Source organism: Halomonas sp. 328 (assembly GCF_015645095.1).
Lineage (GTDB): Bacteria > Pseudomonadota > Gammaproteobacteria > Pseudomonadales > Halomonadaceae > Bisbaumannia.
In genome coordinates this window covers 40,106-62,606 of the sequence record NZ_JADOTW010000009.1, presented here as the reverse complement: position 1 = coordinate 62,606, position 22,501 = coordinate 40,106, and the positions used below count along the sequence as shown (strand labels likewise).

The window sequence follows — 22,501 nt, the reverse complement described above, 5'->3', positions numbered from 1 at the left end:
CCCTCCACTCAGGGACGGGTGATGTCGGTGCCGAACCAGCGCTCGGAGATCTCGGCCAGGCGCCCCTGCTCGCGCAGCGCCTCCAGGGCGGCGTCGACCCGCTCGTGCCACTCGCGCCCCGCCTCGTCATCGCGGAACGGCAGGGCGTTGCGAATCTCGGAGAAGGGGTGGCCGGCCAGTTGCAGCGGCAGCGGCGTCTCCTGGATCACCTGGCTGGCACTGACCCGGTCCATGACGAAGGCATCGACCCGGCCCAGGGCGGTATCCTGCTCGATATTGCTCTCGTAGGTGCGGATATCGATCTCGTCGGCATAGGGCAGCTCGCGCAACAGCTGTTCGTAGTTGGAGCCCAGGTTGACCGCCACCCGCTTGCCGCGCAGGGCCTCGACCCCGTCGACCTCGTCGTTGCCACGACGGGTCACCACCTGGGCCCCGTCGTAGACATAGGGGGCGGTGAACAGGTACTTGGCCTCGCGTTCCGCGGTGATGGTGATCTGATTGGCAATGGTATCGATGCGCCCGGACTCCAGCATGCCGAACAGGCCGGAGAAGTTGGCGGTGACGAAATCCACCTCCACCTCGAGCACCTCGCCCACGGCCTCCATGACGTCCACCTCGAAGCCCTGCAGGACATCCTGGCGCACGAAGGTAAAGGGGAAATAGCCCCCGGACATGCCGACCCGGAGTGTCTCATCATGAGTATCGGCGCCGGCCGTGCCCGTCACGGCCAGGCCGGCGGCGAGCAGGGTAGCGAGGGAGAGCGAGCGAAGCATGGGTTTCTCCTGGGAATAAAATAACTTTAAGGAATAAAAATTATAATAGGTTATTACCTGCAGAAAAATATCTGGTGCCCCCGGATGCCGCCCTCTTCATCGCAAGAAACCCACAGAAGCCCTGAATCAGGCTGTGGATAACCCCTGGACAAGGAGCCGATCCCGAGCCGTCATGGTGCCTGGGGAGAAGTGACTATTTCTTGATCACCCCCACCGGGAAGCGAGGCCGGCATTTCCTCCAACACCACGGCTGACAAGGCGCCCTGCCCGCGGTACAGTGCGCGACTCGAGACGGGGGAGGAGCCGAGATGACGCCGATTCACAGCCTGCATGATTTCTTCGCGCGCAGCGGCGCCGAGGTGCGCCTCTACCACCTGGGGCGCCGGGTGACTCCCCTGACGATGGAGGAGCTGGCCCGCTTCGAGGCCCTGGAGGCGCCCTGGGCCGAACCCTGGCAGGGCCAGGCGCGACTGGCCTGCGTCTTCACCCTGGGTGATGCCCCGGAGCCGCTGATCTGGTTCCTGGCCCTGCCCCTGGACGAGCAAGGCCTGCTCTCGCCGGCCCCCCGGGACGCCTTTATCCAGCGCCTGCTGGAGACCCTGGGACGCAACGTGCGGCGCCTCGGCGAGGCCCGCGACGAGGCCGACCACCTGATGCGCGACAACCCCCTGGCCTTCACCCCCTCGCTGCCCTTCCAGGCGCTGCTGCATGCCCGGGCCAGCCATGACCTGGAGCGTCCCGCCAGCCAGCACCTGGAGCTGGCCGAGGCCTACCTGGGCGGCGACCAGGCCGAGCACTGGCAGTCCCTGGGCCTGCAGGGCCTGGCGGACTTCGCGGTGCGCCATGACGCCGACCAGGCCGAGCGCCTGGCGGCCCGCCTGGATAGCCTGCCGGTGGAGGTCTTGCGCCCCCTGTGCCAATGTCTAGAGCATGTGGCGATGGCCGAGCGCCTGGCCGACGCCCTGCGCCGACGCGGCGAGCGGGCGGCCGACGAAGGCGACCTGGAGACCCTGTGTGCCTGCGTCCGCGCCCAGAGTCGTGGGCCGGCGGCGCGGGTGGCGGCCTGGTACGACGCCCTGCTGGCGGATCCGAATGCCTGCGGCCCCGACCTGCTGGCGGCCATGGCGGCCCGGGGCTGGGAAGCCCTGGAGGATGGCCAGCGCCTGCCACGCTTCCTGACCCGGCTGGCGGAGGCGCCCCAGGCCGATTTCACCGCCCTGGCCCGGGACCTGGCATTGATCCCCCGGCTGCGCCTGCCGGTACTGATGACCCTGCGCCAGGCGCCACCGGAATCGGCGATCGCCGCCCGCCTGGGCGGCCTCAGACGCGCCCCCCATTAAGGCCTGGAGGAGAGGAGCATGAAAGCGCCACCCTATGCGGTCAAGGCGGTGATCGGCCGCCGCGAAGTCGTCACCCTGCCCGAGCTGGGGCTCAGTTTCTGCTGCAAGATCGACACCGGGGCCCGTACCTCCTCGCTGCATGCCGAGGACATCGAGTCCTTCGAGGAGGACGGCCATGTCTGGGTCAGCTTCACCACCCGGGCCGGCGGCCCCTCGAGCCCGGCGCACCCGTTCAAGCTGCACCTCCACGACCGCCGCCAGGTGACCAGCTCCAATGGCCAGGCCGAGTGGCGCTATGTGATTCGCACCCCCATGCGCCTCGGTGAGCTGGAGTATCCGGTCCAGCTCACCCTGAGCAATCGCGCCAATATGCGCCACCCCATGCTGCTGGGACGCCGCGCCATGCGTGGCCTGCTGGTCGCCCCGGATGCCACTTTCCTCCACGGTGAGCCCTGAGGGGCACGGAGAACCTCGATGCATATCGCCCTGCTGTCGCGTAACCGCAATCTCTACTCCACGCGCCGCCTGGTGGAAGCGGCCGAACAACGCGGCCACACGGCCCGGGTGGTGGACACCCTGCGCTGCTACATGAACATCGCCTCGCACCGCCCCTCGATTCACTACAAGGGGGAGGAGATCGAGCCCTTCGATGCGGTGATCCCCCGCATCGGCGCCTCGGTGACCTTCTATGGCTGTGCGGTGCTGCGACAGTTCGAGATGATGGGCACCTATGTGCTCAATGATTCGGTGGCCATCACCCGCTCCCGGGACAAGCTGCGCTCCCTGCAGCTGCTCTCCCGCAAGGGGCTGGGCCTGCCGATCACCGGCTTCGCCCACTCGCCGGACGATATCCCCGACCTGATCACCATGGTCAAGGGCGCCCCCCTGGTGATCAAGCTGCTGGAAGGCACCCAGGGCATCGGCGTGGTCCTGGCGGAGACCAACCAGGCCGCCGAGTCGGTGATCCAGGCCTTTATGGGCATGAAGACCAATATCATGGTTCAGGAGTACATCAAGGAGGCCAAGGGCGCCGATATCCGTTGCCTGGTCATCGGCGACAAGGTGGTGGCCTCCATGAAGCGCCAGGCCGCCGAAGGCGAGTTCCGCTCCAACCTGCATCGGGGCGGTACCGCCAGCGTGATTCGCATCACCCCGGAGGAGCGCTCCACGGCGATTCGCGCCGCCAAGGCCATGGGCCTGCGGGTGGCCGGCGTCGACCTGCTACGCTCCAACCATGGGCCGGTGATCATGGAGGTCAACTCCTCGCCCGGCCTGCAGGGCATCGAGTCGGCCACCGGCAAGGACATCGCCGGCCTGATCATCGAACATATCGAGAAGCATGCCGCACCGGCCCGCAAGGCACCGCCCAAGCCCAAGGGATGATCGACAGGCGAGCCGAAACGTAGCAATTTGTCAGCTCGCCTCAAGGCCGCAGCGGGCTGGCCGATACCAAAGGTGCATAAAGCGTAAAATATTATCCTCGGGGGGTAGAAAAACAGTGTTTCCCCCCGCACAATCTGCGTCACCGGAGGAGGTGACTGCTCATGTTTCTCGATAATCGCCAGGTGGCGATGGACAGCGTGCTGGAAGCGCTGGCCGATAGTCTCGACTACTTCCAGGACAACCTCGAGCGCCTGCGCCCGACCCTGCGCGATACCCTCAAGCCCCACTATGAGCAGCGCCGCACGGACCTGGACGAGCTGCGCGAGATGGCTCGCAAGTACCTGCGCATCCTGCCCCGGGACGCCGACGTGGAGCGGGACGACTACCTGTGGCTCTGGAGTCGCCTGAAGAGCTTCGTGGGCAACGACAGTCAGGTGCTGATCAACGAGCTGCTGGAACAGGAGCGGGGCCTGATGCAGTCCCTGGCGACCCTCTATACCCACCCCCTGCCGGATGCCATCGAGCCGGTGATCGAGCGCTGCCTCAAGGGCTGCCGTGCGCTGATCCGCGAGCTCTACCGGCTGCAGAAGCAGCGCCGCTAGGCGACGCCTACCTCAGCCCCATACGCCGCAGGCACGCCGATCATGGCGGGCCTGCTGTTTGAACGCCTCTTCTTCGCTCTTCCTTCTTCATTCTGACTGACTCCTCCCGCCCCAGGGGCGTGACCGGCAGGGGACCCAGGCAAACTAGCGGGCGGCTCCCTCCTCTTCATCCGCCGCTTCGCCCGTCTCCCGCCCCAGGGGCGTGACCGGCAGCGGCTCGAGGGGACCCAGGAAATACGGCTCGCGTCCCCACACATAGAGATCCCCCAGGGTCCGCGCCCGGGCCAGCCACTCCCGTAGCTGCAAGCGCCAGAGCCCCGCCACCGGCTCCGCCGGGGTGGCACAGCCCTGCACCTCGAGCCCCAGGGCATCGGCGATAAACAGCGCCCGGGGCAGGTGCCAGCCCTGGGTGACCAGCAGCGCCCGCTCGACGCCGAAGACGTCCCGGGCCCGGGCCAGGGTGTCGTAGGTGCTGAAGCCGGCGAAGTCCAGGGTCATCGCCTCGCTGGGCACATGACGGGCGTTGAGGTTCTGCCACATGGCCTGGGGCTCGTTATAGAAGCGGGTGCGGTTATCGCCGGAGAGCAGCAGATGTTCCACCCGCTGCAGGCGCACCAGGCGGGCGGCGGCGCTCATGCGCGCCTCGAAGTGGGGATTGGGGCGACCGCTGCGGGTCCAGTGGGAGGTACCGAAGACGATGCCCACCGGGGCCGCCGCACAGAGCGGCAGCTCGTGCTCGATACGCGCCTGGGTCTTGCCCAGCACCCAGGCATTGGCCCCCAGGAGCAGCAAAAACGCCAGCAGGCCTGCGCCCGCCAGCGTTATCAGACTTCTCCTGAGGATGGTGATCATCCAGCGCCGCATGGCCGCCCCTGCGCAAAGCCTAGAACATGCCAAGCTCCAGCTTGGCCTCGTCGCTCATCATCTCACGGCTCCAGGGCGGATCGAAGACGATATCCACATGCACCTGGCTGATCTGCGGCGCACCGAGGATCTTGTTGCGGGCATCGGCGGCGATCACGTCGCCCATGCCGCAGCCCGGGGCGGTCAGGGTCATGCGAATGGTGACGATGCGCTCGCCGCTGATCAGGCGCTCGATACGGCAGCCGTAGACCAGCCCCAGTTCGACGATATCGACCGGGATCTCCGGGTCGAAGCAGGTGCGCAACTGCTCCCAGACGAAGGCCTCGATCTCCTCGTCCGTGGCGTCCTCGGGCAGGGTCGGCCGCGGCAGGGCCTCGAGGCCCAGGGCGTCCAGGTTGGCACCCTCCACCAGGTAGAGGCGCCCCTCATGGGCCACGCTTACCGAACTGCCCTTGGCCTGCATCACCGAGACGACACTGTCCTCGGGCAGGGTAATGGTCTTGCCGAAGGGGATGGAGATCACCGCCACGTCCCGCTGCAGCGGCAATTCCTGCCCCTTGTGCAAGCCCTCCAGTTGTTCCATCGCCGACATCTCCCGCTCCTTTGACGTTCGCTTAGCGCACCATGCCGATCACCCGCTCCAGGGCGGCCACGAAGGCGTCCACCTCGTCGAGGGTGTTGTAGGCAGCGAAGGAGGCGCGACAGGTGGCATCGACGCCGAACTGGGCCAGCAGCGGCTGGGCACAGTGGTGTCCGGTACGAATCGCCACCCCCAGCTGATCGATCAGCAGGCCGATATCCTGGGCGTGGGCGCCCTCCACCACGAAGGAGAGCACCCCGGCCTTGTTCGGGGCGGTGCCGAGCAGGCGCAGGCCATCGATCCGCGACACCCCTTCGGTGGCACGCCTCAGCAGTTGGTCTTCCCAGGCGCCGATGGCCTCGAGGCCGGTGGCGGTCACCCAGTCGAGGGCGGCGCCCAGGGCCACGCCCTCGGCGATGGCCGGGGTCCCGGCCTCGAACTTGTGGGGCACCGGCGCATAGGTGGTACCGGCCTCGAAGGAGACGGTGGCGATCATCTCGCCGCCCCCCTGCCAGGGGCGCATCGCCTCGAGCAGCTCGAGGCGCCCGTAGAGGGCACCGATGCCGGTGGGGCCATACACCTTGTGGCCGGAGAAGGCGTAGAAATCGGCGCCGATGGCCTGGACATCCACCACCTGGTGCGGCGTCGCCTGGGCCCCGTCCACCAGGATCAGGGCCCCATGGCGATGGGCCTCCTCGGCCAGCTCGCGCACCGGATTGATGGTGCCGAAGGCGTTGGAGACATGGTTTACCGCCACCAGCTTGGTGCGCTCGGTGAACAGGGCGCGATAGGCGGCGAGGTCCAGCACGCCACGCTCGTCCACCGGAATCACCTTGATAACGATGCCGAGCTCCTCGGCCAGCAGCTGCCAGGGCACGATATTGGAGTGGTGCTCCATGCGCGACACCAGCACCTCGTCGCCGGCGCTCAGGTGCGCCCGGCCCCAGCCGTTGGCCACCAGATTGATGGCCTCGGTGGTGCCCCGGGTAAAGACGATCTCGCGGCGGTCGGCGGCGCCCAGGAAGTCGCGCACCTTGTCGCGGCTGCCCTCGAAGGCGGCGGTGGCCTCGTCGGCCAGGGTATGCAGGCCGCGATGGATATTGGCATTGAGCCGACGGTAGTAGTCGTCCAGGCAGTCGATGACCTGGATGGGCGTCTGGCTGGTAGCAGCGTTATCCAGGTAGATCAGCGGCTTGCCATGCACTTCCCGGTCGAGGATCGGGAAGTCGCGGCGCACCCGGGCCACATCCAGCACGGTCGCCTCGGCGGAGACGGCGAGATCGCTCATGGCTTACTCCTCGTGCAGGGCCACGGCGGCTTCCACCAGCCCGGCCAGGTTGAAACGCTCCGGCAGCTTGCCGGCCACCGCCAGCTCGACCCGCTCGGCCACGGCGTCGATGGCCACCCGCTCCATCACCTCGCCGGCGAAGGCCAGGGTCAGCAGGCCCCGGGCGGTGGCCTCGTCGATGCCCCGCGCACGCAGGGCGAAGATCGCCTCCTGATCGAGCTGACCGGTGGTGGCGCCGTGGGAGCACTTGACGTCGTCGGCGTAGATCTCCAGCTCCGGCTTGGTATCGATCTCGGCCCGGTCGGAGAGCAGCAGGTTGGCGTTGTTCTGGTGGGCCTCGATCTTCTGGCTGTCGCGCTTGACGATGACCTTGCCGTTGAAGATGCCCCGGGCGCGGTCGTCGAGGATGCCCTTGTAGTTCTCATTGGAGAAGGTCAGGGGGGCGTTGTGGTTGGCCAGGGTATGGGTGTCCAGCACCTGGCGGCCCTGACCGAAGAAGAGGCCGAAGAAGTTGGCCTCGGCACCCTGGCCATTGAGGTCGGTGACGATATCGTTGCGCGCCAGGGCCCCGCCCAGGTTGAGGTTGAAGGAGGTGAAGCGGCTGTCCCGGGCCTGATCCACATGCAGGCTGGCGATGTGGTGATCGCCCTGGGGCAGCTCCTGGAGCTTGTAATGGGTGAGGATGGCGCCCCGTTCCAGCAGCAGCTCGCTGACCAGGTTGGAGAAGTTGGCGGCGCCCTCCTCCCCCACCTGATGCTCGATCAGGGTCGCCTGGCTGCGCGCCCCGGCCTCCACCAGCACCCGCGGATGGCTCATCACCGGCGCCGACCGGGCCGAGGAGAGAAACTGCAGGACGATGGGGCGTTCCACCACCGCGCCGGGGGCCAGGCGAATCACCGCCCCCTCCTCGGCGAAGGCGGTATTGAGGGCCGTGAAGGGCGAGAAGTCGACCCCGGCCAGGCGCCCCAGGGCACCGCCCACCGCTTCGTGATTGGCCGCCAGGGCCTGCGAGAGGGGCTCGACGCTGACGCCGGCGGGCAGCTCGCCCAGGTCGGAGAGGGCCGGGGCGAAGAGGCCGTCGACGAAGGTCAGGCGGTGGGCCGCGATAGGCAGGGTCAGGGCCGCGGCGCTGGCCGGCGAGAACTCCGCCGACTCGGCCAGAGCGAAATCGCCCCGGGCGATGCCACGCACGTCGGTGTATTTCCAGGCCTCCACCTTGCGGTCCGGGAAGCCCAGCGCCTCGAAGCGTGCCGCCCCCGCCTGGCGCCGGGCGGCGATCCAGGTGGGCTCGGCGCCGCGGGTCGCGGCGCGCTCGCTCAGGCGGTCGAGAAAGCCTTGTACCTCACTCATGCCGCAGACTCCTCCAGCACCCAGTCATAACCCCGCGCCTCGAGCTCCTTGGCGAGCTCCGCATCGCCGGACTTGACGATGCGGCCATCCACCAGCACATGCACCACGTCGGGGGTGATATGGTCGAGCAGGCGCTGGTAGTGGGTGACCATGAGGATGGCGCGATCCGCGGCGCGCAGGGAGTTGACGCCATCGGCCACCACCTTCATGGCATCGATGTCGAGGCCGGAATCGATCTCGTCGAGCAGTGCCAGCTTGGGCTGCAGCACCAGCATCTGCAAAATCTCGTTGCGCTTCTTCTCGCCGCCGGAGAAGCCCTCGTTGACGGCGCGCTGCAGGAAGCTGGCGTCCATCTTCATGAAGGCGATCTTCTCCTTGATCAGCTTCATGAATTCCGGCGCCGGGATCTCGCCCAGTCCCTCGGCCTCGCGCTTGGCGTTGAGGGCCGCCTTGAGCAGGTAGATGTTCTTCACCCCGGGAATCTCCACCGGGTACTGGAAGCCCAGCAGCAGGCCGGCCCTGGCGCGCTCCTCGATCTCCATCTCCAGCACGTCCTGGCCGTCGAAGGTGATGCTGCCCTGGGTCACCTCATAGCCCTCCTTGCCGGCGATCACCGCCGAGAGGGTCGACTTGCCGGCGCCGTTGGGGCCCATGATGGCGTGCACCTGGCCCGCCGCGACGGTGAGGTTGAGGCCCTTGAGGATATGCTTGCCCTCGACCGTGACGTGGAGATCCTTGACTTCGAGCATCGTGACTACCTTTTGATCTGGCCAGCCGCCGCGGCGACTGGGGAAACGTTATATGGCTTGACGGCGGACTAGGCGCGTTATCAGCGATGGTTTCGGGGCACAGGCCGGCCTCGCGGAGGAAACCTTTCGCCCGCTGAAGCGGGCTCCTACAGGAGGCCGGCGTCGTGCAGCCGTTGCCTTAACCGACAGCGCCTTCCAGGGTGACGTTGAGCAGGGCCTCGGCCTCCACCGCGAACTCCATCGGCAGCTCCTGGAAGACATCCTTGCAGAAGCCGTTGACGATCATGCTCACCGCGTCCTCCTCGGAGATGCCCCGGCTCTGGCAGTAGAAGAGCTGGTCCTCGCCGATCTTCGAGGTGGTGGCCTCGTGCTCCACGGTGGCGGTGGCGTTGCCGATCTCCTGGTAGGGGAAGGTGTGAGCACCGCACTGGTCGCCGATCAGCAGGGAGTCGCACTGGGTGAAGTTGCGCGCCCCCTTGGCCCGCGGGCCGATCTTCACCAGGCCCCGGTAGGCCTGGTTGCTGTGGCCGGCGGAGATCCCCTTGGAGATGATGCTGGAGCGGCTGCCCTCGCCCAGGTGGATCATCTTGGTGCCGGTGTCGGCCTGCTGGCGGCCGTTGGTCACCGCCACGGAGTAGAACTCGCCGATGCTGTCCTTGCCGCGCAGCACGCAGGAGGGGTACTTCCAGGTGATGGCGGAGCCGGTCTCGACCTGGGTCCAGCTGATCCGCGAGCGGTCGCCGCGGCAGTCACCGCGCTTGGTGACGAAGTTGTAGATGCCGCCCTTGCCATCTTCGTCGCCGGGGTACCAGTTCTGCACCGTGGAGTACTTGATATAGGCGTCTTCCAGGGCCACCAGCTCGACCACCGCGGCGTGGAGCTGGTTCTCGTCGCGCTGGGGCGCGGTGCAGCCCTCCAGGTAGGAGACCTGGGCGCGGCTCTCGCAGATGATCAGGGTGCGCTCGAACTGGCCGGTGTTGGCGGCGTTGATACGGAAGTAGGTGGAGAGCTCCATGGGGCAGGTCACGCCTTCCGGCACGAAGACGAAGGAGCCGTCGGTGAAGACCGCGGAGTTGAGCGCGGCGAAGTAGTTGTCCGAGGTGGGCACCACGGTACCCAGGTACTGCTTGACCAGTTCCGGATGCTCGCGGATCGCCTCGGAGATGGAGCAGAAGATCACCCCGGCCTCGGCGAGCTTCTCCTTGAAGGTGGTGGTCACCGACACCGAGTCGAAGACCGCGTCCACCGCCACCCCGGCCAGCGCCGCCCGCTCATGCAGGGGGATGCCCAGCTTCTCGTAGGTCTCGAGCAGCTTGGGGTCGACCTCGTCGAGGCTCTGGGGGCGATCCTCGGGCTTCTTGGGGGCGCTATAGTAGGAGATCGCCTGGTAGTCGATGGGCGGATAATCGAGGTGCGCCCAGGAGGGCGGCGTCATCTTCAGCCATTGGTGGTAGGCCTTGAGGCGCCACTCGAGCATCCACTGCGGCTCGCCCTTCTTCTGGGAGATAAAGGCGATGGTGCCCTCGTCGAGACCGGGCGGCACCGTATCGCTCTCGATATCGGTCACGAAGCCCTGCTTGTAGTCGCGACGGACCAGCTGTTCCATTTCCTCACTAGCCATGGTCTTTCCCCCTCCCGGGCGGTTGCGTTCGAGCCCTTTGGGCAATTCAGGTGTCGGCGGTGGCGCCCAGATCGATGCTCTGGATGGGCAGCCGGACCGGTAATTTGATGGGCGCGGTCTGGGCCAGGTGGGCCAGGGTCACGCTGTCGAGCAGGGTGCGCACCGCCAGCGAGACCCGCTGCCAGTTGTCGGCGACCCCGCAGGTATCGAGCAGGTCGCAGTCGCCATCGCTCTGACTGCACTCGGTCATGGCCACGGGGCCCTCGATGGCGGTGATGATGTCGATGGCGGTGATCTCGTGGGCCGGTCGCGCCAGACGATAGCCGCCCTGGGCACCGCGCTGGGACTCCAGGAGCCCGGCCTTGACCAGCATCTTCAGGGTCTTGCTGACGGTGGGGTGCGGCAGCTTCACCGCCTCGGCCAGCTCCGCCGCCGCATGGGGCTGCTGCGGCTGACGGGCGATCTGGGCCATCACCACCGCGGCGTAATCGGTCAGCCTGGAGAGCTTCATCATGCCGTTGTCCCTACCCCCGTGACGGGCGCCTCACAGGCGCCCCGCTCGAATTGGGTACCATTTTAGTCCTGTATGGATCGACTTGTGAAGAGGGGCGACGCAAAACGCCATGATCGACGCCGGTTCGACGGCGTTCGGATCATTAACGCCAATTATTCTCATTGGCAACGCCTATCAACTGCCCACGAAAAAGGGCGCCCGGGGGCGCCCTCTTATACCTCGACCCACTTACCCTTCGAACGGGTTACGCAGCACGATGGTCTCGTTGCGATCCGGGCCGGTGGAGATGATATCGATGGGCGTGCCCACCTGCTTCTCCAGGTAGCGGATATAGGCGCGGGCGTTCTCGGGCAGCTCTTCCAGGCGCTTGGCGCCCAGGGTCGACTCGCTCCAGCCGGGCAGGTCCTCGTAGAGCGGCTCGATGGCCTCGTAGCCCTCGGAATCCACCGGGGTATCCAGGACGTCGCCATCCTTGCTGCGATAGCCCACGCAGACGCGGATATTCTCCAGCCCATCGAGGACGTCGAGCTTGGTCAGGCAGAGGCCGGAGACGGAGTTGATCTGCACCGCGTGACGCAGGGCCACCGCGTCGAACCAGCCGCAGCGACGGGCGCGGCCGGTGGTGGCGCCGAACTCGTGGCCCTTTTCCGCCAGGTGGCGACCGAACTCGTCGAACAGCTCGGTGGGGAAGGGACCGGAGCCGACCCGAGTGGTGTAGGCCTTGGTGATGCCCAGCACGTAGTCCAGGTAGAGGGGACCCACGCCGGAGCCGGTGGCGGTACCACCCGCGGTGGTGTTGGAGCTGGTCACGAAGGGGTAGGTGCCGTGGTCGATATCCAGCAGCGAGCCCTGGGCGCCCTCGAAGAGGATGTTCTCGCCCTTCTTGCGGAAGTCGTGGACCAGGCCCACGGCATCGCAGACCATGGGGCGCAGCTCCTCGGCCATCTCCAGGGCCTCGTCCAGCACCTGCTGGAAGTCCACCGGTGCCTCGCCGTGATACTGGGTCAGCACGAAGTTATGGTAGTCGAGCACCTCGCCCAGCTTGGAGGCGAAGCGCTCGCGGTGCAGCATGTCGCCCAGGCGCAGGCCGCGGCGCGCCACCTTGTCCTCGTAGGCCGGACCGATACCACGGCCGGTGGTGCCGATCTTGGCCACGCCGCGAGCCTTCTCGCGGGCCTGATCCAGGCGCACATGGTAGGGCAGGATCAGCGGGCAGGAGGGCGACAGACGCAGGCGCTCGCGCACCGGCACACCCTTGGCCTCCAGCTCGCGGATCTCCTTGATCAGCGCCTCCGGCGACAGCACCACGCCGTTGCCGATGACGCAGGTCTTGTCGTCACGCAGGATCCCGGAGGGAATCAGGTGCAGGACGGTCTTCTCGCCGTCGATGACCAGGGTATGGCCGGCATTATGGCCCCCCTGGAAGCGCACCACGGCGCTGGCCGACTCGGTCAGCAGGTCGACGACCTTGCCCTTGCCTTCATCACCCCATTGGGTGCCCAGTACGACTACGTTCTTGCCCATTGCTCTCGTCTCTTGATCGAAGAATCCGCCAATGGCGCCCGGGGGCGCCCCGCTCCCCTTTCAGGCCAGGGGGGAGACCTGCCAATCCTCGCCCAGGCGCACCAGCCGGCGATTGCAGCGGTGCTCGGCCGGGCCGGTGCGCTGACCGGGCAATGCCTGGATCACCCGCTCGCCGTCCTGACGCAGCCGAGCCACCACCTCGGCCAGGGCCGCCTCCTCCTCGGCGGGCGCCCAGATCCCGTCGCAGGGGGGCTCCTCCACCGCCAGCGACGCCAGCAGCTTGAGGTCCATGGAGAAGCCGGTGGCCGGGCGCGCCCGGCCGAAGACCCGACCGGTATCATCATAGCGCCCGCCCTTGGCGAGCGCCTGGCCGTAGCCGGGCACATAGGCGGCGAACATCATGCCGGTGTGGTACTGATAGCCGCGCAGCTCCGCCAGGTCGAAATAGAGGGTCACCCGGGGGTAGTCGGCGGCCACCCCGGCACACAGCTCACGCAGCTGGTCCAGGGCCGCTCCCACCGGAGCCGGCGCCTCGGCGAAGGCGGCACGGGCCTGCTCCAGCACCTCGGGCCCCCCATGCAGGTGGACCAGCGCCAGGAACATCTCGGCCAGGACCGGATCCTCGACGCTCTCGGCGACCCGGGCCGCCACCTCGCCGGGAGACTTCAGCTCCAGGGCCTCGAACAGGGCGCGCTCCTGGGCCGGCTCCAGCTCGGCGGCCTGCACCAGGCTGCGGTAGATGCCGATATGGCCCAGGGCCAGGTGCATCTCGCCGGCGCCGGCGGCGGAGAGGGACTCCAGCGCCAGGCGCAGGACCTCCAGGTCGGCTTCGAGGCCGGCATGACCGAACAGCTCCAGGCCGACCTGCACCGGACTGCGGCCGCCCTGGTGCTGGTCGGCGGTGGCGCGCAGTACATTGGTGCAGTAGCAGAGCCGCACCGGCCCCTGACGATGCAGGGAGTGGGCATCCATGCGCGCCACCTGGGGGGTGACGTCGGCGCTGACGCCCATCATGCGGCCGGTCAACTGGTCGGTGAGCTTGAAGGTCTGGAGTTCCAGGTCGGTGCCGGTCCCAGTGAGCAGGGAGTCGAGAAACTCCACGGGCGGCGGCATCACCTGGTCATAGCCCCAGCGGTGATAGAGGTCGAGCAGCCCACGGCGCAGCTCCTCCATCCGTGCCGCCTGAGGCGGCAGCACTTCGTCCATGCCGTCGGGAAGCAGCCAGCGGTCAGCGATGGTCATGTGTTCTGTCCTGCCAGTATTCGTTGGCCCGGGCATGGCGCGACCGCGCGCCGTCCCATGGAAGGGCCGGAAAGCCGCCCGGCATGGCCCCACGCCGGGCCTCGTAAGGAATTCGGGGCCCGAAAACCTGTGCTTGGGCCACAAAAAAACCGGGCCACGCCCGGTTTCGGGAGTCTACCACGTTTGGCCCCGGGATAAACCCCGGCGACGCGCCTGGCATCGCCGGGGACCGACCTCAGTTGCCGGTCGGCCGGGGGCTGTTGAGGTAGCGGAAGAAGTCGCTGGAGGGTTCCAGCACCATCATGTTGCCGCCACCGCTGAAGGTCTCCCGGTAGGCATTCAGGCTGCGGTAGAAGGAGAAGAACTCCGAATCCTGCTGGTAAGCCTGAGAGAAGATGGCCGCGGCCTCGGCGTCGCCTTCACCGCGCAGGGTCTCGGCCCGCTCGTTGGCCTGGGCCAGCAGCACCTGGCGACGGCGGTCGGCGTTGGCGCGAATCCGCTCGGCCTCTTCCTGACCCTGGGCGCGCCACTCGCGGGCCTCCCGCTCACGCTCGGAGCGCATGCGGTCGAAGACCGCCGCGGAGACGTCCTCCGGCAGGTCGATCCGCTTGACCCGCACGTCACGGATCGCCACGCCCAGCTCTTCCCGCAGCAGGCTGTCCAGGTCGCGGGTCGGACCAGTCATCAGGTCATCGCGTCGCTCGGCGATGATCTGCTGCAGGTCGAGGCGACCGAACTCGTTACGCAGGCTCTCGTCGACCCGCGGCTGAATCAGGCGCACGGCCATCATCTCGTCACCGGCGGTGGCCTCGTAGTAGCGGGTCGGGTTGACCACCTGCCACTTGACGAAGGAGTCGACGATCACCGCCTTCTGCTCCAGGGTCAGGTAACGGCTGGTGTCGGTGTCCAGGGTCAGCACCCGGGTGTCGAACTTGCGCACCGTCTGGGTGATGGGCACCTTGAAGTGCAGCCCCGGCTGGATGTTTTCCTCGATCACCTCACCGAAGCGCAGCTTCACGGCGCGCTCGGTCTCATCGACGATATAGAGGCTGTTGCTGGCCAGCCAGGCGACGGCGGCCAGGCCGCCGACGATCAGCAAGGAACGGTTATTGATCACTTAGCGGCCCTCCCTGCGAATGCTGCTGCTCTGGTTACCCGTCTGGGTCTGGCTGCTGCGCAACCGGTCCAGCACCTGGGGATCGAGGCGCTGGTCGTCATCGTACTGGCTGCCGTCCTGGGAACGGCCGCTCTGGCCGGAACGCAGCTGATCCAGCGGCAGGTACATCAGAGGCGCATTGTCACTGACGTCCATCAGTACCTTGTCGGTGCCGCTCAGCACCTCGCTGATGGCATCCAGGTAGAGACGCTCACGCATGATCTCCGGCGCGTTCTGGTACTCGGTCAGCATCGACAGGAAGCGGTTGGCCTGACCCTGAGCCTCGGCCACCACCGACTCGCGATAACCCTGGCCCTGCTCGATGATGCGCTGGGCCTGACCCTGGGCGGCGGGAATCACCGCGTTGGCGTAGGCCATGCCCTCGTTGATGGTGCGCTGACGATCCTCGCGGGCGCGAATCACGTCGTCGAAGGCATCGATCACCGGCCCCGGTGCCGAGGTCGACTCGATGTTGATGGTCTGCAGACGGATACCGGTGCCGTAGCTGTCCAGGTAGGACTGCAGGCGGCTGGCCACGGAGCTACCCAGGATCTCACGACCGGAGGTGAGGATATCGATCATCTCGGTGCCACCGACCACGTGGCGCAGCGCGGAGTCGAGGGCATTCTCGATGGAGAGCTGCGGATTACGCACGTTGAGCACGAAGTCGCGGGGGTTGGCGACCTGGTACTGGGCCGAGATCTCGACCTCGACGATGTTCTCGTCGCGGGTCAGCATCGACTGGGTCTGGGTCAGCGAGCGCACCCGGGTGACGTTGACCATGCGCACGTCATCGATCAACGGCGGGTTCCAGTGCAGGCCCGGGCTGACCACTTCCTGGAACTTGCCGAAACGCAGCACCACGCCCCGTTCGGACTGATCGACCAGATAGAAGCCCGAGGCGGCCCAGATCGCCAGGGCGACGATGATCAATAGACCCGGCAGGGCGAAGGTGTTGCGGCGACCGCCGCCCCCCTTGCCGCCTTTGCCGCCACCGCCCTTGCCACCGCGGCCACCGAGCATGCCATTGAGCTTGTCCTGGAACTTCTTCAGCGCCTCGTCGAGGTCGGGCGGGCCCTGATTGCCCCCGTTACCTCCACCACCGCCGCCACCGCGACGGCCGCCCCCGCTCCAGGGGTCATGCTGTTTGCCACCACCAGGCTCATTCCAAGCCATACGTCGTCTCCACACTATGCATTGAATCGCCTTGAATCCGTCTACCGGGCCTCGCCTCGACGATCACCCGGCGTAGCGCAACGCCATCATTCCGAGGAACTCCGTCATGCTAGAGCTCCCACTCCGCCCGCGCCTCGCGCTGCGCCGGCGGCAAGTAGTCGTCGGCATTCTCGCCGAGGCGCGCCATCAACTGCAAAAAGTCACGCCGTGGCAGGCGCACCTCGAGCCGGGTCCGGCCCTGCTCGTCGAAGTGTTCCTGACGCACCGCACCCAGCTCGTGCAGGGCGGCCCGCAGGCGCCCCTGGCTCGGCGCCAGGGAGAGCTCGGTGTCCACCACGTCACCGGCCAGGCAGCCGGAGAGGGCCTCGCCCAGCAGCTCCAGCCCCTGGCCGCTCTGGGCCGAGAGCCACACCACCTCGGGACGCCCTTCGCCATCGCGTTCGATGCGTGGCGCGCTATCGAGCAGGTCGATCTTGTTCATCACCCGCAGGCAAGGAATCTGGTCGGCACCGATCTCCTTGAGCACCGCCTCGACCTGCTCCACGTTGAGCTCCCGGTCGGGGTCGGCGGCATCGATCACATGCACCAGCAGGGTCGCCTCGGCGGCCTCCTGGAGGGTGGCCCGGAAGGCCTCCACCAACTTGTGGGGCAGGTGGCGGATAAAGCCCACCGTGTCCGCCAGCACCACCGGGCCCACGTCGTCGATCTCGAGACGGCGCAGGGTGGGGTCGAGGGTAGCGAAGAGCTGGTCGGCGGCATAGACGCCGGACTCGGTGAGCGCGTTGAAGAGCGTTGATTTGCCGGCGTTGGTGTAGCCCACCAGGGAGACGCTGGGAATCTCGGCCCGAGCCCGGGCGCGGCGGTTCTGGTCGCGCTGACTGCGCACCTTGTCGAGGCGCTTGTGGATCGCCTTGATGCGGGCCCGCAGCAGGCGACGGTCGGTCTCCAGCTGGGTCTCACCGGGGCCGCGCAGGCCGATACCGCCCTTCTGGCGCTCCAGGTGGGTCCAGCCACGCACCAGGCGGGTGGACATGTATTCCAGCTGGGCCAGCTCGACCTGCAGCTTGCCTTCGTGGGTCCTCGCCCGCTGGGCGAAGATATCGAGAATCAGGCCGGTACGATCGAGCACCCGGCACTTGAGGCTCCGCTCCAGGTTGCGCTCCTGGGAGGGGCTCAGGCCGTGGTTGAAGATCACCAGTTCGGCATGGTGCACCGCCAGCAGCTCGCGCAGCTCCTCGAGCTTGCCGCTGCCGATAAAGGTGCGGGAATCGGGCCGATGCCGGCTACCACTGAGCAGGGTAGCCGGCTCGGCGCCGGCGGAACGCACCAGCTCCAGGAATTCACCCGGATCTTCGCGCTCGCGTTCGTCCTGGAAGTCGACATGGACGAGGATCGCCGTTTCACCGGCGTCGGGGCGTTCAAAAAACAATCACTACCTCGCGATCAAGATTCCTGCGCCGCCGCGGGATCCTGCGCCGGCAGGCGCACATTGCGGGACGGCACCACGGTGGAGATGGCGTGCTTGTAAACCATCTGGCTCACGGTGTTACGCAGCAGAATAACGAACTGGTCGAAGGACTCGATCTGACCCTGCAGCTTGATACCGTTGACCAGGAAGATGGACACCGGAATACGCTCCTTGCGCAGGATGTTCAGATACGGGTCTTGAAGGGACTGTCCTTTGGACATTTTGCTCTCCCTAACTGTCTCTTTTGGCATTGATGTCATGTTATATGGACCGCCGACCAGGGGCGGCCCGAGCATACGGCGCGGCAAGCGGCCAACCGAACACCGTATCTTACGCTAACTACTAAAGCGGCGCACGAGTTTCAGGACCCGCGCCAGGGCATCCGCTTGCTGGCTATCCACCCAGTGCAACTCCGGCCAGCCCCGCAGCCAGGTCAACTGGCGCTTGGCGAGCTGGCGGGTGGCCGCCGTCCCTCTGGCGATCAGGGTATCCCGGTCATAGCGCCCCTCGAGGTACTCCCACGCCTGGCGATACCCCACGCAGCGCATGGAGGGCAGATCCAGGTGCAGGTCCCCCCGCGCCTGGAGCGCCGCCACCTCGTCGAGGAAGCCCTCGGCCAGCATCGCTTCGAAGCGCCGCCCGATGCGCTCGTGCAGGACGGCCCGCTCGGCGGGTGCCACCCCTATCGACAGCGTGCGCCAGGGCAAGGTTTCCCGGCGCTGCTCCGCCCAGAGGGCGCTGAGCGGCCGGCCGCTGAGCCGATAGACCTCCAGGGCCCGAAGCAGGCGCTGGCGATTATGCGGGTGCAGCTCGGCGGCGAGCACGGGGTCGACCCGCGCCAGCTCCTCGTGCAGGGCGACGAGCCCGCGACGCTCGGCCTCCGCCTCCAGCTCGGCACGCAGCGCCGGGTCGGCGGCCGGCATCTCCGCCACGCCCTCCAGCAGGCGCTTGTAGTACATCATGGTGCCCCCCACCAGCAGCGGCACCCGGCCGGCGGCGGTGATCTCATGCATCGCCGCCAGGGCATCCTCGCGGAACTCGGCGGCGCTGTAAGCCTCGGCGGGGTCGCGGATATCCACCAGGCGGTGGGGGGCCCGGGCCAGCTCCGCCGCCGAAGGCTTGGCGGTGCCGATATCCATGCCGCGATAGATCAGCGCCGAGTCGACGCTGATCAGCTCGCAGTCCAGCCGCTCGTGGAGGGCGATGGCCAGGTCGGTCTTGCCGGCGGCGGTGGGGCCCATCAGCAGGATCGCCGGCGGCCGACGGTCGTCGTTCATCACTGCCCCCTCAAAAAGCGCTTGTCGAGCTCATGCATCGACATCTCGAACCAGGTGGGGCGACCGTGATTGCACTGGCCGCTGCGCTCGGTGCGCTCCATGTCCCGCAGCAGGGCATTCATCTCGGCGATCGACAGCTTGCGGTTGGCGCGCACGCTGCCGTGGCAGGCCATGGTGGCCAGCAGCTCGTTGATATGCGCCTCGAGGCGGTCCGAACGCCCGTAGCGTTCCAGGTCGCCGAGCATGTCGCGAATCAGCGGTTCCACGTCGGCCTCCGCCAGCAGGGTCGGCACCTGGCGCACCAGCAGGGTCTCGGGGCCGGCCACGTCCAGCTCCACCCCCAGGCGGGCGAAGGCCTCCCGCTCCGCCTCGGCGGTGGCCACCTCGGCGGCGCTGGCCGCCAGCGACACCGGCACCAGCAGCGCCTGGGCCTCCAGGGCCCCGCCATGCACCTGGCTCTTGAGGCGCTCGTAGGTGATGCGTTCATGGGCGGCGTGCATATCCACCACCACCAGGCCGCGGCGCCCCTGGGCGAGAATATAGACGCCCTGCAGCTGGGCGATGGCATAACCCAGGGGCGGCGCCTGGGTGGGGTCTTCCTCCGGCAGGCTCGGCCGCTCGGCAGGCGTCGCCATGGGGCGGGGGGCCGAGGCGACGCTCACCTGCCCCGACTCCCCCCGGGCCAGGGTCGCCGCCGCGCCGCCGGGGGGCGCCGGCTGGGGCGTCAGCAGGCTCTCCTCGTGATCGGGATGCAACGCCCGATAGCCCGCCATGAACTGGCGCACCTTGTCGGCGCCCGGGTGGCGCTCGCGCCCCTCGTCGCCACTGCCCAGGGCCATGGGCTGCTGCTGCCAGCGCGGCGCCGCCTCGGCCACGCCGGGCGCCTCGGCGCTCGCCTCACCGCCCTCCTCCGGCGCTTCCTCGGCATCCTGCTGGCCGGGGCGCGCCTCGCCCAGGGCCCGATGCAGGCTGGAGAAGAGGAAATCGTGGACCAGGCGGCCATCCCGGAAGCGCACCTCGTGCTTGGTGGGGTGCACATTGACGTCCACCACGCTGGGGTCGAGCTCCAGGTAGAGCACGAAGACCGGGTGACGCCCATGGAAGAGCACGTCCCGGTAGGCCTGGCGAATGGCGTGGGCCACCAGGCGGTCGCGGACCACCCGGCCGTTGACGAAGAAATACTGCTGGTCGGCCTGGGCCCGGGAGAAGGTGGGCAGGCCCACCCAGCCCCACAGGCGCAGGCCGTTGGCCTCCAGGTCCAGGGCCAGGGCGTTCTCCAGGAACCCCTTGCCGAGCAGGGCGGCGATACGCCGCTCGCGGCCGGCGACGTCCGCGGCGGGGCGTAGCTGGTGCAGGGTCTTCTGGTTATGGCGCAGGCTCCAGCCGATGTCATAGCGGGACAGCGCCAGGCGGCGGAAGGCCTCCTCGGCGTGGCCGAATTCGGTCTTCTCGGTACGCAGGAACTTGCGCCGCGCCGGGGTATTGAAGAAGAGGTCGCGCACCGTCACCGTGGTGCCCCGGGGGTGAGGCGCCGGGGTCACCCGGGGTTCCATCTCGCGCCCCTCGGCCACCACCCGCCAACCTGCCTGGGGATCCTCGGCGGTATTGGAGATCAGCTCCAGCCGCGACACCGAGGCGATGGAGGCCAGCGCCTCGCCCCGGAAACCGAGGCTGGCCACCCCTTCCAGCTCCTCCAGGGAGGCGATCTTGCTGGTGGCGTGGCGAGACAGCGCCAGCGGGAGGTCCGCCTCGGCGATGCCGCCGCCATCGTCGCGCACCCGGATCAGCCGCGCGCCACCGGCCTCCAGCTCCAGCTCGATACGCCGGCTGCCGGCATCCACGGCGTTCTCCACCAGCTCCTTGAGTACCGAGGCGGGGCGTTCCACCACCTCGCCGGCGGCAATCTGGTTGGCCAGCCGGGGGTCGAGGATGCGTATGGGTCGCTGTTGGGTCATAACACTCCACACAAACTAAAAGCCGGAAGCCGGAAGCCGGAAGCCGGAAGCCGGAAGCCGGAAGCCGGAAGCCGGAAGCCGGAAGCCGGAAGCCGGAAGCCGAGATACTGCCACCAACCTCATCAGTGGCAACGGTTTTTCTTATAGCTTACAGCTTATGGCTTACAGCTCCCCCGAAGGGGTCAGGATTGCGGTATCCGCAGCACCTGGCCGACCCGGATCACGTCGCCGTTGATCTCGTTGACCTGCTTCAGGGTCCCCAGGGGGACCCGGTGGCGGGCGGCGATCTCCGAAAGGGTATCGCCGGGCTGGATACGGTATTCGTTGCTGCCGCCACCACGGTTCTGGTCACGCTGCCAGGCCAGCAGGCTGGTCGGGGGAGGGTTGCGCTGGAAGTGCTCGCGCACCCCGGCGAAGATCGCCTCGGCGAGCCCCTGCTGGTGGCTCGAATCACGCAGGCGGCGCTCCTCGTCCGGGTTGGAGATAAAGCCGGTCTCCACCAGCAGGGAGGGGATATCCGGCGACTTGAGCACCACGAAGCCGGCCTGCTCCACCCGCGACTTGTGCAGGCGATTGACGCGCCCCAGGCGCTCCAGCACCTGGCCGCCGATGGACAGGGAGTCGTTGAGGGTAGCGGTCAGGGTCAGGTCCATCAGCACCCCCCGCAGCACCTCATCGTGATCGTTCAGCGACAGCCCGCCATCGACGCCGCCGATCAGGTCGGCGCGGTTCTCGCTATCGGCCAGCCACTGGGCCGCCTCGGAGGTGGCACCGCTCTGGGAGAGCGCATAGACGGAGCTACCCTGGGGACGCGGGCTGTTGAAGGCATCGGCGTGCACCGAGACGAAGAAGTCGGCGCGCTGCTCCCGGGCAATACGGATGCGCTGACGCAGGCCCACATAGTAGTCGCCGTCACGGATCATCACCGCCCGGAAGCCCGGGGTCTCGTCCACCAGGCGCTGCAGGCGCCGGCCGATCTGCAACACCACGTCCTTCTCGCGGGTGCCGGCAGGGCCGATGGCACCGGGGTCCTCACCGCCATGGCCCGGGTCGATGGCGATGATGATATCGCGCCGGGGGTGGGGCTGGGCCTGCTGGAGCGCCACCGCCGACTCGTCGACCGCCGGCGCCTCCCCCGCCCGGGCGGCCATCTCCTGCTCGCGAATCATCGCCTCGATGGGGTCGATGGGGTCCTCCACGGCACTCTCGCCAGGGTACTCCAGGTCCACCACCAGGCGGTGGCCGTACTGGTCATTGGGCGCCAGGCTGAAATGGCGTGGCGCCACCTCACGTTCCAGGTCGAGGACGATGCGCAAGCCATCGCCGTCGCGCACCCCGCTGCGCACCGCGCTGATGGCGCTTCCCGTCAGGTCGAGGCGCGCCGGATCCGCCGCCAGTCGACTGCTGGGCAGGTCGATCACCAGGCGCCGGGGATTCTCCAGGGTGAACACATTGGCCTCGGCCGGTGACGACAGGTCGAAGACCAGGCGCGCATGATCCGGGGCCGCCCAGAGGCGCAGGTTATCCACCACGGCGGCCCGCGCCGGCTGGCCAATCAATAGCGCCAGGGCGAGCAACGGCAGCAACACGCCGGCGAGGCGAGCGAATCGGCGGCTTGGCAACACTCCTCGAGTCATGC

General features: G+C 67.7%; 21 protein-coding genes. 4 read left to right on the top strand and 17 right to left on the bottom strand.

Features of this window, described 5'->3' with window-relative positions:
- Window positions 1-8: 8 nt before the first annotated feature.
- Window positions 9-773, bottom strand: coding sequence for an amino acid ABC transporter substrate-binding protein (locus tag IHD13_RS06060; protein WP_195860142.1), 765 nt, complete (start codon window positions 771-773; stop codon window positions 9-11).
- A 308-nt stretch (window positions 774-1,081) separates the two neighbouring features.
- Between IHD13_RS06060 and IHD13_RS06055 the strand changes: the two genes are divergently transcribed.
- The 4 genes from IHD13_RS06055 (at window position 1,082) to IHD13_RS06040 (ending at window position 4,098) form a co-directional block, all read left to right on the top strand.
- The gene (locus IHD13_RS06055; RefSeq protein ID WP_195860141.1) at window positions 1,082-2,113 is read left to right on the top strand and encodes a DUF3549 family protein; all 1,032 of its coding nucleotides are present in this window, start codon (window positions 1,082-1,084) and stop codon (window positions 2,111-2,113) included.
- An 18-nt stretch (window positions 2,114-2,131) separates the two neighbouring features.
- Entirely contained in the window at window positions 2,132-2,569 is a 438-nt protein-coding gene (locus tag IHD13_RS06050) for an ATP-dependent zinc protease family protein (protein ID WP_195860140.1), read from the top strand.
- 18 nt (window positions 2,570-2,587) lie between these two features.
- The gene (gene rimK, locus IHD13_RS06045; RefSeq protein WP_195860139.1) at window positions 2,588-3,496 is read left to right on the top strand and encodes a 30S ribosomal protein S6--L-glutamate ligase; all 909 of its coding nucleotides are present in this window, start codon (window positions 2,588-2,590) and stop codon (window positions 3,494-3,496) included.
- Window positions 3,497-3,657: 161 nt separating this feature from the next.
- Entirely contained in the window at window positions 3,658-4,098 is a 441-nt protein-coding gene (locus tag IHD13_RS06040) for a hypothetical protein (protein ID WP_195860138.1), read from the top strand.
- 144 nt (window positions 4,099-4,242) lie between these two features.
- On the opposite strand, the gene IHD13_RS06035 is transcribed toward IHD13_RS06040, so the two are convergent.
- From IHD13_RS06035 to IHD13_RS05960, 16 genes are all read right to left on the bottom strand, one after another.
- Window positions 4,243-4,962 (bottom strand): SanA/YdcF family protein, encoded by a 720-nt coding sequence (locus tag IHD13_RS06035; RefSeq protein ID WP_195860137.1) that lies wholly within the window; start codon window positions 4,960-4,962, stop codon window positions 4,243-4,245.
- A 19-nt stretch (window positions 4,963-4,981) separates the two neighbouring features.
- Window positions 4,982-5,545 (bottom strand): putative Fe-S cluster assembly protein SufT, encoded by a 564-nt coding sequence (gene sufT, locus IHD13_RS06030; RefSeq protein ID WP_442786561.1) that lies wholly within the window; start codon window positions 5,543-5,545, stop codon window positions 4,982-4,984.
- Window positions 5,546-5,576: 31 nt separating this feature from the next.
- A complete protein-coding gene (locus IHD13_RS06025) occupies window positions 5,577-6,830 on the bottom strand; it encodes a cysteine desulfurase (RefSeq protein ID WP_195860135.1) in 1,254 nt (417 codons plus the stop codon).
- 3 nt (window positions 6,831-6,833) lie between these two features.
- Window positions 6,834-8,180 (bottom strand): Fe-S cluster assembly protein SufD, encoded by a 1,347-nt coding sequence (gene sufD / locus IHD13_RS06020; RefSeq protein ID WP_195860134.1) that lies wholly within the window; start codon window positions 8,178-8,180, stop codon window positions 6,834-6,836.
- Complete coding sequence (gene sufC, locus IHD13_RS06015) at window positions 8,177-8,929, bottom strand: Fe-S cluster assembly ATPase SufC (RefSeq protein ID WP_195860133.1); 753 nt, start codon at window positions 8,927-8,929, stop codon at window positions 8,177-8,179. The genes sufD and sufC overlap by 4 nt, the downstream gene beginning before the upstream one ends.
- A 178-nt stretch (window positions 8,930-9,107) precedes the next feature.
- A complete protein-coding gene (gene sufB / locus IHD13_RS06010; RefSeq protein ID WP_195860132.1) occupies window positions 9,108-10,550 on the bottom strand; it encodes a Fe-S cluster assembly protein SufB in 1,443 nt (480 codons plus the stop codon).
- Between the two features lie 46 nt (window positions 10,551-10,596).
- Window positions 10,597-11,064 (bottom strand): SUF system Fe-S cluster assembly regulator, encoded by a 468-nt coding sequence (locus IHD13_RS06005; protein ID WP_146803295.1) that lies wholly within the window; start codon window positions 11,062-11,064, stop codon window positions 10,597-10,599.
- Window positions 11,065-11,292: 228 nt separating this feature from the next.
- Window positions 11,293-12,588 (bottom strand): adenylosuccinate synthase, encoded by a 1,296-nt coding sequence (locus tag IHD13_RS06000; RefSeq protein WP_195860131.1) that lies wholly within the window; start codon window positions 12,586-12,588, stop codon window positions 11,293-11,295.
- A gap of 60 nt (window positions 12,589-12,648) precedes the next feature.
- On the bottom strand, window positions 12,649-13,830 hold the full coding sequence (locus tag IHD13_RS05995; protein WP_195860130.1) for an ATP phosphoribosyltransferase regulatory subunit: 1,182 nt from the start codon (window positions 13,828-13,830) through the stop codon (window positions 12,649-12,651).
- 235 nt (window positions 13,831-14,065) lie between these two features.
- Entirely contained in the window at window positions 14,066-14,947 is an 882-nt protein-coding gene (gene hflC / locus IHD13_RS05990; protein ID WP_195860129.1) for a protease modulator HflC, read from the bottom strand.
- The gene (gene hflK / locus IHD13_RS05985) at window positions 14,948-16,162 is read right to left on the bottom strand and encodes an FtsH protease activity modulator HflK (protein WP_195860128.1); all 1,215 of its coding nucleotides are present in this window, start codon (window positions 16,160-16,162) and stop codon (window positions 14,948-14,950) included.
- A gap of 109 nt (window positions 16,163-16,271) precedes the next feature.
- Complete coding sequence (gene hflX, locus IHD13_RS05980; RefSeq protein ID WP_195860127.1) at window positions 16,272-17,591, bottom strand: ribosome rescue GTPase HflX; 1,320 nt, start codon at window positions 17,589-17,591, stop codon at window positions 16,272-16,274.
- Between the two features lie 14 nt (window positions 17,592-17,605).
- Complete coding sequence (gene hfq, locus IHD13_RS05975; protein ID WP_076747124.1) at window positions 17,606-17,851, bottom strand: RNA chaperone Hfq; 246 nt, start codon at window positions 17,849-17,851, stop codon at window positions 17,606-17,608.
- A 114-nt stretch (window positions 17,852-17,965) separates the two neighbouring features.
- Complete coding sequence (miaA, locus tag IHD13_RS05970; protein ID WP_195860126.1) at window positions 17,966-18,907, bottom strand: tRNA (adenosine(37)-N6)-dimethylallyltransferase MiaA; 942 nt, start codon at window positions 18,905-18,907, stop codon at window positions 17,966-17,968.
- Window positions 18,907-20,862: a DNA mismatch repair endonuclease MutL gene (gene mutL / locus IHD13_RS05965; protein ID WP_195860125.1), complete on the bottom strand. Its 1,956-nt coding sequence runs from the start codon at window positions 20,860-20,862 to the stop codon at window positions 18,907-18,909. Before mutL ends, miaA begins: the two co-directional genes overlap by 1 nt.
- Before the next feature lie 182 nt (window positions 20,863-21,044).
- Window positions 21,045-22,499 carry an N-acetylmuramoyl-L-alanine amidase gene (locus tag IHD13_RS05960; protein ID WP_195860124.1) on the bottom strand — a complete coding sequence of 485 codons (1,455 nt, stop codon included), beginning with the start codon at window positions 22,497-22,499 and terminating at the stop codon, window positions 21,045-21,047.
- Window positions 22,500-22,501 lie beyond the last annotated feature (2 nt).